This is a genomic window from Streptosporangium sp. NPDC023963, assembly GCF_040639135.1.
GTDB lineage: Bacteria > Actinomycetota > Actinomycetes > Streptosporangiales > Streptosporangiaceae > Streptosporangium.
Window position 1 is genome coordinate 334,999 of sequence record NZ_JBEZZK010000001.1, and the last position, 15,936, is coordinate 350,934.

General features: G+C 73.7%; 3 protein-coding genes. All 3 read left to right on the plus strand.

Annotated features, from left to right (window positions below; translation table 11 throughout):
• Positions 1 to 318 precede the first annotated feature (318 nt).
• The 3 genes from AB0F88_RS01485 (at position 319) to AB0F88_RS01495 (ending at position 15,653) form a co-directional block, all read left to right on the plus strand.
• A complete protein-coding gene (locus tag AB0F88_RS01485) occupies positions 319 to 7,011 on the plus strand; it encodes an amino acid adenylation domain-containing protein (protein WP_362676161.1) in 6,693 nt (2,230 codons plus the stop codon).
• Positions 7,012 to 10,251 (plus strand): amino acid adenylation domain-containing protein, encoded by a 3,240-nt coding sequence (locus tag AB0F88_RS01490; protein ID WP_362676163.1) that lies wholly within the window; start codon positions 7,012 to 7,014, stop codon positions 10,249 to 10,251.
• A gap of 308 nt (positions 10,252 to 10,559) precedes the next feature.
• Positions 10,560 to 15,653: an amino acid adenylation domain-containing protein gene (locus tag AB0F88_RS01495; RefSeq protein ID WP_362676165.1), complete on the plus strand. Its 5,094-nt coding sequence runs from the start codon at positions 10,560 to 10,562 to the stop codon at positions 15,651 to 15,653.
• Positions 15,654 to 15,936 lie beyond the last annotated feature (283 nt).

Sequence of the window (15,936 nt, forward strand, 5' to 3'; positions counted from 1 at the left end):
GAAGAAGCGGGTGGGAGGGCCGCGGGCGGGAGGCCCCGCCTCGCGGCGCGAAACCGACCTCGTGAAAGGCGCCGAGCTTTGAGGGCGGGCGCTGAGCTCACCTCTGGATACGGGCCGGGAGCTTGTCCCCGGGCGTGGGCGGGAAACACGGCCGAAGCCGTCCCGCGGGCAATTGGGTTGTGTTGTTGATCTCGACTCGGTCAGACAGATATGTATGAATGTCATTAATCCTGAGGAAAGGTAAGCGGTTTAGGAGAGACCTGGCGCGTTTCCCGGCCGCGGAGCGCGTCTCAACCCCCTGCGGAAAGTGAGCCACGTGTGACGTCCTCGCCTGGCCGGTCCCCGAGCAGCACACAGCTTTCCGACGCCAAGCGAGCACTGCTGGAGAAACGGTTGCGCCGTCGCGTGCCGGATCCGGTGTTCACGATCCCCCGGCGGCCGCCGGGGCAGGACGCGCCGCTGTCGTTCGGGCAGGAGCGGCTGTGGTTCATGGACCAGTTCGCTCCCGGCACCGCCGCGTACACGATCCCGATGACGTTGCGGTTGACGGGGCCGCTGGACGTCGCGGCGCTGGAGCGGGCGATCGGGGCGGTGGTGGCCAGGCACGAGAGCCTGCGGACGCGTTTTCCCGCCGACGGGGACGGGCGCCCGACGGCGGTGGTGGAGGAGCGGGTCGAGATTCCGCTGGAGAGGGCGGAGGCGGACGGCGAGCGATCGGCGATACGGCTGGTGAGCGACGCGGCGGCGCTGCCGTTCGACCTGGCGCGGGGACCGCTGCTGCGGACGCTGCTGGTGCGGGTGGGCACCGGGGACGCCGAGGACGCCGGGGATGACGCCGGGGACGCCGAGGATCACGTGCTGCTGGTGGCGCTGCACCACATCTGCGGTGACGGCTGGTCCACCGACATCCTCGCCGAGGAGCTGCGGGCGTGTTACTCGGGGACGGAGCTTCCCGAGCCGCCGTTGCAGTACGGCGACTACGCGCTGTGGCAGCGGGACCGGCCCGTCTCCGAGGCCGGCCTGTCGTACTGGCGGTCGCAGCTGGCCGGGGTGGTTCCGCTGGAACTCCCCCTGGACGGGCGGCGGCGGGGCGAGCAGACGTTCGCGGGGGCCTCGCACGGTTTCAACATGGACCGGGAGCTGGTGGAGGGGCTGACGCGGCTGGCGCGCAGGTCCGACACGACCCTGTACATGGTGTTGCTGGCGGCGTACCAGGTGCTGCTCGGCCGGTACGCGCGCCAGGACGACTTCGCGATCGGCTCCCCGGTGGGCGGGCGTCCCCGGCGGGAGCTGGAGAGCGCGATCGGCATGTTCGTGAACGTGCTGGCGATGCGCGCGGACCTGTCGGGCGACCCGGGGTTCCTGGAGCTGCTGGAGAGGGTCAGGCGGACCACGACGGAGGCGTACGCCCACCAGGAGCTGCCGTTCGAGCAGCTGGTCGGGGAGCTGGGCATCGAGCGGGACGTGAGCAGGTCGCCGGTGTTCCAGGCGGTCTTCGCGCTGCAGAGCTACGGGCGCAGGGAGGGGACGCGCTGGCCGGGCCTGTCGGTGGAGCCGTTCGTGTTCGAGGCCAGGGCGACGCGTTTCGACCTGGAGCTGTTCCTGACCGAGCAGCCGGACGGGATGGGCGGGTTGTTCGTCTACAACCGCGACCTGTTCGACGCGGCCACCGTCGAGGGGATGGCCGCGCAGCTGGAGACGCTGCTGAGGGCGGTGGTGGCGGCTCCGTCGGCGCGGATCTCGGAGCTGGACGTCCTTCCCGCCGAGGAGCGGGAGCGGGTGCTGGCGTGCGCGACGGGTCCCGGCGAGCCGTACGCGGACGGGGCGACGCTGGGCGGGATGTTCGAGGCCCAGGTGGCCAGGACGCCCGGGGCGGTGGCGGTGGAGTTCGAGGACGAGCGCCTGACGTACGCGGAGCTGGAGGCGCGGGCCAACCGCCTGGCGCACCGGTTGCGGGGGCTGGGGGTGGGGCCGGGCACCCTGGTGGCGGTGTGCGCGGAGCGGTCGGTCGAGCTGGTGGTGGCGCTGCTCGGGGTGGTGAAGGCCGGGGGGGCGTACGTGCCGCTGGATCCGGACTATCCGCCGGAGCGGCTGGCGTTCATGCTGGCCGACGCGGCGGTGCCGGTGCTGCTGGCGCAGCGGGCGGTGCTCGACGTGCTCCCCGAAGACCCGCTGGGCGCGGCACCGCACGCCGCCTCCGAGGTGCCGGGCGCGCTCACGGATTCGGGTGCGGATTCGGGTTCGGGTTCGGGTTCGGGTTCGGGTTCGGCGAGGGAGGCGCCCCGGGGCGGCGGGGTGGTGACGGTCGTGCTGGACGATCCGCTCGACGGGCCGGACACGCCCGTGGAGCCGTCGGCGACGTCGGCGGACGCGGCGTACATGATCTACACCTCGGGGTCGACGGGACGCCCCAAGGGGGTGCCCAACACGCACGGGGGCATCCGCAACCGGCTGGGCTGGATGCAGGCTGTCTACGGGCTGACCGGCGACGACGTGGTGGTGCAGAAGACCCCGGCGGGCTTCGACGTGTCGGTGTGGGAGTTCTTCTGGCCGCTGGTGACGGGCGCGCGGCTGGTGCTGGCCCGTCCCGGCGGGCACCGGGACGCGGCGTACCTGCGGGACCTGATCGTGGACCGGGGGGTGACGACGGCGCATTTCGTCCCGTCGATGCTGGCGGCGTTCCTGGAGGAGGAGGGCGTCGAGGCGTGCGGGTCGCTGCGCCGGGTGGTGTGCAGCGGCGAGGAGCTGACCGCGCACGTGGCCGAGCGGTTCTTCGGGCGGCTGCCGGGGACGGGGCTGTACAACCTGTACGGGCCGACGGAGGCGGCGATCGACGTGAGCCTGTGGCGGTGCCGCCCGGGTGACGCGACGGTGCCGATCGGGCACCCGGTGGAGAACACCTCGCTGTACGTGCTGGACCGGCACCTGCGGCCGGCGCCCTTCGGGGTCCCCGGCGAGCTGCACATCGGCGGGGCGCAGGTGGCGATGGGCTACCACGCCCGGCCGGGCCTGACGGCGGAGCGGTTCGTACCCGACCCGTTCGGGACGGCCGGGGCGCGCCTGTACCGGACGGGCGACCTGGTGCGGCTGCGCCGCGACGGCGCGATCGAGTTCCTGGGGCGGATCGACCACCAGGTGAAGATCCGTGGGCAGCGGATCGAGCTGGGCGAGATCGAGGCGGTGCTGCGCGGGCTCGCGGGGGTGCGCGAGGCGGTGGTGACGGTGCGGGAGGACGGCGCGCCGGGCGACAGGCGGCTGGTCGCGTACGTGGTGCCCGCGGACGTTCCCTCGGGCGTTCCCGCGGGCGTGGGCGGGAGCGCGGCCGGGGCGGGACTCGACGGGGCGGAGCTGCGGCGGGCGCTGAAGGTGACGCTGCCCGACCACATGGTGCCGTCGGCGTTCGTGGTGCTGGAGGCGCTGCCGCTGAGCCCGAACGGCAAGCTGGACCGCAAGGCGCTGCCCGCGCCGGAGCGGCGGGGCGCCGAGGCGGCGGGGCCGGGGGCCGAGCCGCGGACGCCGGTGGAGCGGGCGATCGCCGACATCTGGCGGGAGCTGCTGGAGGTGGAGTCGGTCGGCGCCGACGGTGACTTCTTCGAGCTGGGCGGTCACTCGCTGGTCGCGATCCAGGCGGTGGCGCGGATGCGCAAGGCGCTGCCGGTGGTCGGGGGGCGCGCGGTCGGGGTGATGGACCTGTTCAAGCACCCCACGGTGCGCGAGCTGGCGGCCCTGGTGGAGCGGCCCGCCGGTCCCGCGGGGCCGAGGAGCCTGCTGTACGAGCTGACCAGGCCGGGACCGGCGCTGATGACGTACGTGTGCGTGCCGTACGGCGGCGGCAGCCCGCTGATCTTCCAGCCGCTGGCCGACGCGCTGCCCGACGGATGCTCGCTGCACGCGCTGGCCTTCCCCGGGCACGACCCCGGGTTGCCGGACGAGGAGACCAGGCCGATCGACGAGGTCGCGGACCTGTGCGTGACCGAGATCCTGGAGAACGTCGAGGGTCCCCTCGCCCTGTACGGGCACTGCGGCATCGGCGGCGCGCTGGTGGTGGAGGTGGCGCGCCGGCTGGAGGAGCGGGGCCGCGCGCTGGAGGCGGTGTACATCGGGGCGATCTTCCCGTTCGCCAAGCCCAGGGGCCGGATCGCCGGGCCGCTGGCGCGGCTGACGCGCTACGACCGGCTGCGCGGTGACCGGGTGTACGAGAACCGGATGAAGTCGATGGGCACCGACATCTCGGGGCTGGACGACGAGCAGGTCCGGTTCATGGTGCGCAACCAGCGGCGTGACACCCTGATCGCGGAGGAGATCTTCACGCGGGTGCTGGCCGAGCGCGTGGAGCGGCTGCGGGCGCCGGTCATCTCGGTGGTGGGCGAGCAGGATCCGACGACCGACTACTACCAGGAGCGCTACCGGGAGTGGCACTTCCTGAGCGACACGACGGCGCTGGTCATCTTGGACGAGGCAGGTCACTATTTCCTGAAGTATCGGGCCGCCGAGCTGTCGGAGATCCTCACCAACACGCACATCGCGATGGGGTACGGCGCGGCGGGCACCCTCGACCGGTCCTCGCGGGGCCCCGGGGCGGGCTGGTGGGTCGAGGAGGTCTCCGTCGACTCCCCCGCCCCGGACCTCGCGGAGGAGGCTCCCGCTCCCGAGCGACCCGCCGTACGGGAGAAACCGGTCAAGACCGAGGCGAGGGTCAAGGCGCCGCCGCCCAGCCTGCGGCGGTTCCTGGTGGTGGCGGCGTTCCAGCTGGTGTCGATGGTGGGCACCGCGATCACGGACTTCGCGATCCCGGTGTGGATCTACCTGACCACCGGGTCGCTGGTGGACTTCGCCCTGTTCGTGGCCTTGTCGATCATGCCGGGAGTGGTGATCGCGCCGCTGGCCGGGGCGATCGTGGACCGGTCGAGCCGTCGTTCGATGATGATCCTCGGCAACTGCATGGCCGGTGGCACGCAGCTCGTCCTGGGCCTTTTGTTCTGGACGGACACCCTGCAGATCTGGCACATCTACCCGCTGACCGCGTGCCTGTCGATCGCGCTGATCTTCCAGCGGCTGGGCTTCACCACCGCGCTCCCCCAGCTCGTCCCCAAGGAGTACATGGGACACGCGGCCGGGGTGGTGCAGATGGTGATCGGCACGGCGCAGTTCGCGGCGCCGCTGGTGGCCGTCGCGCTGCTGTCCACGATCGGCCTGGGCGGCATCCTCGTGGTCGACGTGGCGAGCTTCGCGCTGGTGCTGGGCGCGCTGCTGCTGATCCGCTTCCCGGACACGATGGCGCACTCGCCCAGGGAGCCCCTGTCGAAGGAGATCGCTCAGGGGCTGCGGATGTCGATCGGCAACCGGCACCTGCGGGCGGCGATGATCTACTTCGCGACGCTCAACGTGATGCTCTCGGCGCTGCTGCTGTCGATCACGCCGCTGGTGCTGTCGTTCTCCACGCTGACCGTCGCCGGGCAGATCTCCTTCGTCGGCGGCCTGGGCGGGGCGCTGGGCGGCATGGTGATCGCGCTGTGGGGCGGGCCCAGGCGCCGGCGGATGCGCGGGGTGATGCTGGCGACGCTGGGACTGTCGGTGTTCGCGGTGATCACCGGGTCGCAGCCCGTCGCGTGGGTGGTGGGGATCGGGGCGTTCGGCCTGTGGGGCTGCCTGTCGATCGTGAACGGCACCTTCCTGACGATCATCCACACGAAGGTGCCGCAGCGCTTCCACGGCCGCGTGCAGTCGCTCAACCAGATGGTGTCGTGGTCGACGCTGCCGATCGGCATGGCGGTGGTGGCGCCGCTCGGCGAGCGGCTGCTCAACCCGCTGCTGGTGCCCGGCGGCGCGCTGGCGCCGACGGTGGGCTCGGTGATCGGCGTCGGCCCTGGCCGGGGCGTGGCGCTCATGTACATCGTGCTGGGCCTGGGCATCGCGGTGCACGTGCTGATCTCGATGCGCACGCGGGTGCTGTCGCGGTTCGACGACGAGATGCCGGACGCCCCGGCGGACGACCTGGTCGGGGCCCAGATTCTGCGGGAGCGGGTCGGCAACCGGGTGAGCGTGTCCTGGACCGCCCCGGCGTTCGCCAAGGCGATCACGATGCCGCTGCCGCTGGAGCGCGCGAAGGCGGTGCTGCGCACCCCGTACCCGGACGCGGAGGTGCGGGAGGTGGTGCTGCGGACCGGCGGGGAGATCAGCGCCGTGTACGAGGTCAGGTGCGCCGACCGCGAGCTCATCGTGAAGATCTACCCGGACGTGCTGGCGGCGCGGCTGCACAAGGAGGCGCGCGTCTACGAGCTGCTGCGCGGCAGCGGCGCCTCCTGCCCCGAGATGGTGCACTGGGACGTCTCGCGGCGCGACCTGCCGCACGCGTACGCGGTGATGACGAAGGTGCCGGGCCGGCCGCTGTCGGAGGTCTCCGGCGGGCTCTCGGCCGGGGAGGTAGCGGGCCTGTACCGGGAGATGGGCCGGACGCTGCGGGCGGTGCACGGCGTGCGGGTGGAGGGGTTCGGGCCGATCGACGGACCGCAGGAGGGCTCCAACGCGGCGTACGTGGGCGGGCAGCTGGACCTGAGGCTGGCGCAGTTCACCGAGTTCGGCGGGGACCCGGAGCTGCACGCGGAGCTCTCCGCGTACGTCGCGCGCCACCGCCACCTGGTGGAGCGCTGCGACTCCCCGGTGCTGTGCCACAACGACTTCCACGAGCGCAACGTCATGGTCGCCGAGGAGGGCGGGCCGGGGGGCCCGCTGCGGATGACCGGGGTGATCGACATGGAGAACGCGCTGGGCGGCGACCCGCTGATGGACCTGGCGCGGACCGACTACTTCGCGGTCAGGGGCGATGAGGATCGGCGGAGGTACCTGCTGGAGGGGTACGGCGACCTGCCGGACGACTGGCCGGAGCGGCTCGCCTTCTACCGGCTCTGCCACGCCCTGGAGCAGTGGCACTGGCTGGCCACCCTGGGCGAGACGGCCGCCCTGCCCGTGATCGCGGAACAGCTTCGCGAGTGCCTGAAGGAGAAAGTTTAGATGGACGTCTTTCCCGCCTCGTTCGCCCAGGAGCGGATCTGGTTCCTGCACGAGCTCCTGCCCGACCTGGCCGTCTACAACACCGCGATCCGCTCGGAGGCGGCCGACCTGCGGCCGGTGGACCCCGACCTCCTGGAGCGGGCGCTGGCGGTGCTCGCGGGCAGGCACGAGTCGATGCGGACGGCGTTCGAGCTGCGCGACGAGCGGGTCGTGCAGACGATCGCGGACCGGGTGCCGGTCTCGGTGGCCAGGACCGACCTGTCGGAGCTGCCCCCCGAGGCGGCGGCGAAGGAGTTCGAGCGGGTCGCCGCGGAGGAGGCGCGCGCGCCGTTCCGGATGGACAGCGCCCCGCTCTGGCGGGTGCGGCTGGTGACGCTGGGCGGCGGGGAGTGCCGGCTGCTGCTGGTCCTGCACCACACGATCTTCGACGCCTGGTCGGCCGGCGTCCTGTGGCGGGAGCTGACCGAGGTCTACCGGGCGCTGCGCGAGGGCCGCGAGCCCAAGCTGCCCGAGCTGGCGATCCAGTACGCCGACTACGCGGTCTGGCAGCGCGACCGGCTGGGCGGCGGCGAGCTGGACGGCGACCTGGCCTACTGGCGGGAGCGGCTGCGCGGGAGCGTCCCGCTGGAGCTGCCGTCCGACCGGCCGCGCCCGGCGGAGATGAGGTACGTGGGCTCGGCGCTGGACTTCGCCGTGCCCGAGGAGCTGACCGAGCGGGTGGGCGCGCTGGCCAGGCGGCGGGGCACCACGCCGTTCACGGTGCTGCTGACGGCGTTCTCGGTGCTGCTGGCGCGCTGGAGCGGGCGGACCGACGTCGTGGTGGGCTCCCCCGTCGCCGGGCGGGAGCTGCCGGAGCTGGACGGGCTGATCGGCATGTTCGTCAACACCCTGCCGCTCCGCACCGACCTGGGCGGCGACCCGACGTTCGGCGAGGCGCTGGACCGGGTCCGCACGACCGTGCTCGAGGCGTTCGACCACCAGAACGTGCCGTTCGCGAAGCTGGTGGAGGTGCTGAGCCCGCCCCGCGACCCCGGCAGGACGCCGCTGTTCCAGGTGGGTTTCAACCAGGTCGCGGCGGACGGGCGCGGCCGGTACAACAACGGCACCTCCAAGGCCGACCTCACCATGGAGCTGCACAACCCGGACGGGCGGATGGAGGGCTGGGTCGAGTACAGCACGGACCTGTTCGACGAGGACACGATCCGCCGCCTGGTGTCGGCGTTCCTGACGCTGCTCGGCGCGGCCGTCGACGACCCGGGGGCGCCGATCTCCCGGCTGCCGCTGATGGACGGGCGGGAGCGGGCCCGGCTGCTGACCTCCTGGCACGGCCCGAAGGCCTCCTACCCCGAGCGCTGCCTGCACGAGCTGATCGCCGAGCGGGCGGAGCGGGCGCCGGACGCCCCGGCGGTCGTCTCCTCCGAGGGGACCCTCACCTACGGGCGGCTGGAGGAGCGGGCGGGCGCGCTGGCCCGGCGGCTGCGCGAGCGCGGGGTGGGCGCGGAGACACCTGTCGCGGTGTGCCTGCCGAGGAGCGCCGAGCTGATCGTGGCGCTGCTGGCGGTGCTGAAGACGGGCGGCTGCTACGTGCCGCTGGATCCGGAGTACCCGGCCGAGCGGCTGAGGTTCATGCTGGCCGACTCGGGCAGCCCGCTGCTGCTGACCCGCTCGACGCTGGTGGAGCGGCTGCCGGCCGACCATCCCCCGGCGATCCTGCTGGACGCGCTGCCGGCGAACGGGGTGTCCGGTTTCGTCCCCGGTCCGGTCTCTCCCGACTCGCCCGCCTACGTGATCTACACCTCGGGGTCGACGGGAGTGCCCAAGGGGGTGGTGGTGCCGCACCGCGGGGTGGTGAACCTCGTCACCGGGCTCGGGTTCACCGAGCAGGAGCGGATGCTGCTGCTGACCTCGCTGTCGTTCGACATCGCGGCGCTGGAGATCTTCGGCCCGCTGACGGCGGGGGGCGCGGTGGTGCTGGCTCCCCCGTACGGCAACGGCGGGCTGGGCGAGCTGGTGGCGGAGGCGGGGGTGACGACGGTGCAGGCGCCGCCGTCGGTGCTGGAGGAGATTTTGGAGCGGCTGCCCGCCGGGCTGCCGCGCGTGTTCAGCGGCGGGGAGCCGCTCCCGGTGTCGCTGGCCGGGCGGATCCACCGGGTCGCCGGCGAGCTGTGGAACCTCTACGGGCCGACGGAGACGACGATCTGGTCGCTGGCGCACCGGGTGCCGGAGGGCGCGGAGTCGATGTCGATCGGCATGCCGGTCGCGGGCACCACCGCGTACGTGCTGGACGAGGCGATGGAGCCGGTGCCCTCCGGGGTGGCCGGGGAGCTGTTCCTGGGCGGTGACGGGGTCGCCCGCGGCTACCGGGGACGGCCGGGCCTGACCGCCGAGCGGTTCCTGCCCGACCCGTTCGGCCGGGGCGGCCGTCTCTACCGGACCGGCGACCTGGTCCGGCGGCTGCCGGACGGGACCCTGGAGTTCCTCGGGCGCGCGGACGGCCAGGTGAAGGTGCGGGGGGTGCGGATCGAGCTGGGCGAGGTGGAGGCGGCGCTGGCGGCGCACCCGGGCGTGCGGCGGGCGGTCGCCGCGGTCAGGGAGGACGCCCCCGGCGGCCGGGCACTGGTCGCGTACGTGGACACGGGCACGGGCACGGGCACGAGCACGGGCGTGGACACGAGCACGAGCGCGGGTGCCGGCGCGGACCCGGGCGCCGGGACGGGCGTGGGCACGGAGGCGGGAACGGCGGCGGGAACGGCGGCCGGGGAGGTGACGGCCGGGGAGCTTCGGGCGTTTTTGGCGTCGCGGCTGCCCGCCACGATGGTGCCGAGCCTCTTCGTGCCGGTGCGGGACTTCCCCCGGCTGCCCAACGGCAAGCTCGACCGCGCCTCGCTGCCCTCCCCCGTCGCGGAGGAGGCGTCGTCGGCGCCCGCGGGACCGGTCACGGCGAGCGAGGAGCTGGTGCACGAGATCTGGTGCGAGGTGCTGGGCAGGAACGGCATCGGGATCGACGACGACTTCTTCGACGTCGGCGGGCACTCGCTGCTGGGCACCAAGGTCGTCGCCAGGATCTGCTCGGCGGTCGGCATCGACCTGCCGCTCAACGCCCTGTTCACCACGCGTTCGGTCCGCGGGCTGGCGCTGGTGGTGGAGGAGTGCCTGGCCGCGGAGATCGACGACCTCACGGACGAGGAGGCCGAGCGGATCGCCGGAGAGTACGACCGAAATGACAGCCCGATGAACTAAGACCGAAATTGGCATTTTGGACACTTGCTCTTGGTAGCCTCCCGCCACGATCGGTGTCCACAGAGTGAGACGGCTCACGACGCACGGAAGCGGCAGGTCACCTTCCGCTCCCGATATCGCCGTGAACTGCGGCGATGTCGGAGCGTGAGAACGGCAGACGATCTTCCCCTGCGGCCGAAACCGGCATTCCGACACACGTTTAATTTTCAATCCTTGACTGCCGATGGCGCAAATAATAGGAATGATCTGGCTTATCGCTTGTGAATACTTGACAGGGCATAAACCCTGTTTAGGGCTATGGGGGGTGAATGCTCGAAGCGATGCGGGGGGACTCGTCGTCCGCCTCGTTGCACGGTCCGTCGTCCACTCCACCGGCGCCGCCGACGGCCCCCGCTCCCGCCGCCTGGACGGCGGGACCATCCCACATCGCCCCGGACGCGCTGCTGTGCGACCTCGTCGCCGCCCAGGCTGCGCGGACGCCCTCCGCACCGGCGATCCGCCAGTGGGGGGCCGGCCTCACCTACCGCGAGCTGATCGACGCCGCCACCGCGCTTGCGCTGCGGCTACGCGTCCTCGGGGTGCGCCCCGAGGACCGGGTCGGGCTCTGTGCCAGGCGCACGCCGCTGATGACCGTCGCCGTCCTCGGCATCATGATGGCGGGCGGCGCGTACGTCCCTCTCGACCCGGCGCATCCACGCCGGCGGCTTGAGGAGGTGCTCGACGACGCGGGCGTCGCGGTCGTCGTGGCCGATGGCCACGGCCGCGCGCTGCTGGACGGATGCGGGCGTCCCCTGGTCGATCCGGAAACGCGCGCCGCGACCGGAACCGTGTCCGAAACCAGCTCCGGAACCGCCGCCGGAACCCCGGCCGGGAACCTGACCGAAATCGCGGCGGAGCGCGCCGCCGAGATCGTCGGCGAGATCACCGACGGTGGCCCGGCGCTGCCGGGGAACGCCGCCTACGTTCTGTACACGTCCGGATCGACCGGGCGGCCCAAGGGCGTGGTCGTGAGCCACGCCTCCGTGGTCGCGTTCGCCTCGGCCGCGGCGGCCCATTTCGGACTGGACGGCACCTGCCGGTCGATCGCGTTCTCCGCGCTCGGGTTCGACGTCTCGGTGCTCGACATGCTCGCGCCGCTCACCGTGGGCGGCTGCGTGCAGCTGGTGCCGGACGACGACAGGACCGACCCGGCCCGCCTGCAGCGGTTCCTGGAGGCGCACGACGTCACCTGGGGGTTCGTCCCGCCCGCCCTGCTGCCGCTGGTCGACCCGGCCCGGCTGCCGCACCTGCGCGACCTGGTCACGGCCGGAGAGCCGCCGGGGCCCGAGCAGGTGGCCCGCTGGTCGGCGCACACCCGCTTCCACAACTGGTACGGCCCCACGGAGACCACCGTCTGCGTGATCGGCACCGAGCTGTCGGGGACCTGGGAGCGGTCGCTGCCGATCGGGTACCCCCTGCGCGGCTGCCGGGCGCACGTCCTGGACGCGGACATGCGCGAGTGTCCCGTCGGCGTTCCCGGCGAGCTGTACATCGGCGGGCCCCAGGTGAGCCGCGGCTACCTGGGCCTGCCCGGCATGACGGCCGAAAGATTCGTGCCCGACCCGTTCGACGGCGTGCCCGGGGCGCGGCTCTACCGCACCGGTGACCACGTCGCCTGGCAGGAGGACGGCCGGATCGCGTTCATGGGCCGGCTGGACCGGCAGGTGAAGATCCAGGGGCAGCGGGTCGAGATCGGCGAGGTCGAGTCGGTGGTGCGGGCGCACCCCGGGGTGACGCAGGCCGTGGTCGACGCCCCCGGCGAGCTGGTCGCCTACGTCGCGCCGCTGGACGCGCCGGGACTGGCCGCCCTGCGGGCGCACTGCGCCGGGCGGCTGCCGGTCTACATGCTGCCCACCCGCGTGGTGCACGTCCCCTCCCTGCCGCTGAACGCCTCCGGCAAGGTCGACCTCGCCGCCCTGCGCGGCCTCGCCGGGAACACCTCCGGGGTTTCCGGGGACACCAACGGGAACGCCTCCGGGAACACGGCCGGGAACGCGGCCGGGGCCCCGGGACTGGCGGGGATCTGGGCGCGGGTGCTCGACGCCCCCGCCCCCGGCCCCGACGACGACTTCTTCGAGCGCGGCGGGCACTCGCTGCGGGCGATGCGCCTGGTGTCGGCCGTCAGGGCGGAACTCGGCCGGGACATCTCGGTCGAGGACGTCTACGCGGCCCGCACCTACGGCGCCCTCTCCTCCGGTGTCGAGAACGCCCCCCTGCGGGACGCCGAGGGGTCCTCCCCCTCGGGCGAACCCCCGTCGCTGTCGCCCGCGCAACGGCGCATGTGGTTCGTGGAGCGGCTCGCCCCCGACACCCCCGCGCACAACATCGCGATGGCCGAGCGCGTACGCGGCCCGCTGGACCACGGCACGCTGCGAAGCGCCCTGGAGTCCGTGGTGGCCGCGCACGAGACGCTGCGCTGGCGGATCACCTCCCGCGACGGCGTGCCCCGGGTGACGGTCGTCCCGCCCGGCGAGGTGCCGCTCCCGCTCGACGACCTCTCGGCGCTCCCCCACCCCGGGGACGCGCTGGAGACGGTGCTGGAGAAGGAGGCGCGGACGCGGTTCGACCTGGCGCGCGACCCGCTGGTGCGGGCCAGGCTGATCCGGCTGGCCGAGGACGACCACGTGCTCGCGGTGACCGCGCACCACATCGTCTTCGACGGCTGGTCCCAGGACGTCTTCTACCGGGACCTGAGCGCCGCCTACCGCGGCGACCCGCGGGTGCCGGCGGGCGCGTCGTTCGCCGACTACGCGCGCTGGTCGAGGGAACGCCCGGACGGCGACGGGGTCGACTGGTGGCGTGAGCACCTGAAGGACGCCCCGATGGTGCTCGACCTGCCCAGGGACACCCCCCGCCCACCTGTGCAAACTTTTTTTGGAGCGCTCCGAACAGCGGAGATTGACGGCGAGATCGGAGACCGTGTCAGGAAGCTGGCGGTCCGGCTGGGGGTCACCCCGTACCCGGTGCTGCTGGCCGCGTTCGCGCAGCTGCTCGCCAGGCTGTCGGGGCAGCGGGACCTGCTCGTCGGCACCCCGTACGCCGACCGGGGGCACGTCGCGTTCGAGTCGCTGATCGGCATGTGCGTGCGGATGCTGCCGCTGCGGCTGCGCCAGGACCCCGAGGCCTCGTTCGAGGAGCACGTGGCCCGCTGCCGCGACGAGCTCGCCGAGGTCGTCTCCCACGGCGACGTGCCGCTGGAGCGCGTCGTGGAGGCGCTGCGCGTCCCGCGCGACCTGGGGCGCAACCCGGTGACGCAGGTGCTGTTCAACATGTACAACTTCGCCGAGCCCAAGCTGGACCTGCCGGGATGCGTGACCGAGCCGCTGCCGGCGGGGCTGCCGGGCGCGCTGTTCGACCTGACGATGTACGTCAGCGAGCGTGGCGACGGATACGCCCTGCAGCTCGTCTACAACCCCGACCTGTTCTCCGCCGCCAGGATGGACGCCCTGCTGGCCGGTTACACGCACCTGCTGGGCGACCTGCTCGCCGACCCGGGCGGGGCCGCGCGCGAGGCCCGGCTGGCCCCGCAGGAACCGCCCGCCGCGCTGCCGGTCTGGGACGGTCCCGGGCCGCTGGACACCCTGCACGGCGACGTCGTGGTGGAGGGCGCGGGGCGGGTCCTCGGGCACGCCGAGCTCACCGCGCTGCGCCGTCGCACGACCTCGGCGCTGCGCGCGGCCGGGGTGGAGCCGGGCCAGGCGGTCGCGGTACTCGCCGCTCGGGTCCCCGAGCTTCCCGGGCTGCTGCTGGGCGTGCTGGCCGCGGGGGCCCGCTGGGTGATCCTCGACCCGGCGCACCCGGCGCCGGTGCTGGCCCGCCAGGCCGCCGCCGCCGGGGCCGTGGCGGCCCTGCGCTGCCCGGGCGCGCCCTCCCTGGAGGGCCTCCCGGAGATCACGCTCCCGGAGACCGGGCCGTCCGGGACCGGGCCGTCCGGCTCGTGGACGCCGGAGACGGGCGAGGCGCCGCGCGACCCGCACCCCGAGCGGGGTTACCTCTCGCTCACCTCGGGGACCACCGGCGACCCCAAGCCGGTGGTGACCGGTGAGGGGCCGCTCGCGCACTTCGTCGCCTGGTACGCGGCGACCTTCGCGGTGACCCCGGCCGACCGCTTCGCCCTGCTGTCGGGCCTGGCGCACGACCCCGCGCTGCGCGACGTGTTCGTGCCGCTCGCCACCGGCGCCCGGCTGTGCGTGCCGGAGCGGGAACTGCTCCGCGACCCCGTCCGGCTGGTCGCGTGGCTGCGCGAGCACCGCGTCACCGTCCTGCACCTGACCCCGCAGCTGGCCAGGATGCTCTGCGGGACCGGCGCGGCGCCGGCGGTGCTGCCCGAGGTCCGGCTGGTCGCGACCGGCGGCGACCGGCTCACCCACGCCGACGCCGCGCGGCTGCGCCGCCTGGTCCCGGCCGCCCGCCTGGTGGCCTTCTACGGCACCACCGAGACCCCGCAGGCCCACGCCTGGTACGAGATCCCCGCCGGGCTGCGCGAGAGCGCGGAACCCGTTCCGGCGGGGCGCGGCATCGAGGGCAGCGAGCTGGTCGTGGTCGCCGGGCACGGCGGCCGGGCCGGGGTGGGCGAGCTGGGCGAGGTGGTCGTGCGCAGCGCCAACCTGGCGACCGGCTATCTCGACGCCGGGCTCACCCGGCTCCGCTTCACCGGGGACGCCTTCGCCACCGGCGACCTCGGCCGCCTCAACCCCGACGGCACGGTGACGATCGCCGGGCGGCGCGACGACCAGGTGAAGATCCGCGGCTTCCGGGTGGAACTCGGCGAGGTGGAGGCGGCGCTGTCCGCCCACCCCGAGGTCCGCGCCGCCGCCGCGGTGGCCGACCGGGACGAGCGGCGCGAGACGGTGCTGCACGCCTACGCGGTGCCCCGCAGGCCCGGGCTGGCCGCGCCGCGGCTGCTCGACCACCTGCGCGCGGTGCTGCCCGAGCACGCGGTGCCCGCCGAGGTGATCGTGGTGCCCACGCTGCCGCTCACCCCCAACGGCAAGGTCGACCGCGCCGCGCTGCGCCCTCCCGCGTCCCGGCCGGGAGGCGAGGCGGGCGGGGAGGTGTCCGGCCCGACCGAGCGGGCCGTGGCCGAGGTGTGGCGGGCCGTGCTCGGCGTGCCGCGGGTGGGCGCGGCCGACAACTTCTTCGAGATCGGCGGCCACTCGCTGGCGATCGCCGCCGTCCAGGCCCGCCTGGGCTCGGCCCTCGGCCGGGAGATCCCGATCGTGGACCTGTTCCGCCACCCGACCATCCGCGCGCTGGCCGCGCATCTCGACGGTGGAGGCCCCACTCCCGGCCTCGACCGCGCCGCACGGCGGCTCGCCGTGCGGCGGGACCGCCTCAAGGACCGCTCAAGGAAGCCGAGCTGACAACCGCGCAATCACCCGCACCCGAATCCGAGCCCGGACGCGGCCCCGCAGCCGAATCCGGGCCAGGACCCGCACCCGGACCGACATCCGCACCCCCTTCGGCCCCCGAGGCCGGACCGACACCCGTCCACCCCCTCACGTCCGAGACCGAACCGGCTACCGCACGACCTCCCGGAGCGCGAACCCGGCCGGTGACCCACCCGACGACCGAGCCGGCGATCCCGTCGCCACCCGCACGACCTCGCGCACCGGAAACCGCACCGATCCCCGTCCAACCCCCCGC

Excerpts from the sequence above, each read along its gene's own strand:
- AB0F88_RS01490 (WP_362676163.1), top strand. The coding sequence starts at position 7,012 with ATGGACGTCTTTCCCGCCTCGTTCGCCCAGGAGCGGATCTGGTTCCTG.
- AB0F88_RS01495 (WP_362676165.1), top strand. The coding sequence starts at position 10,560 with ATGCTCGAAGCGATGCGGGGGGACTCGTCGTCCGCCTCGTTGCACGGT.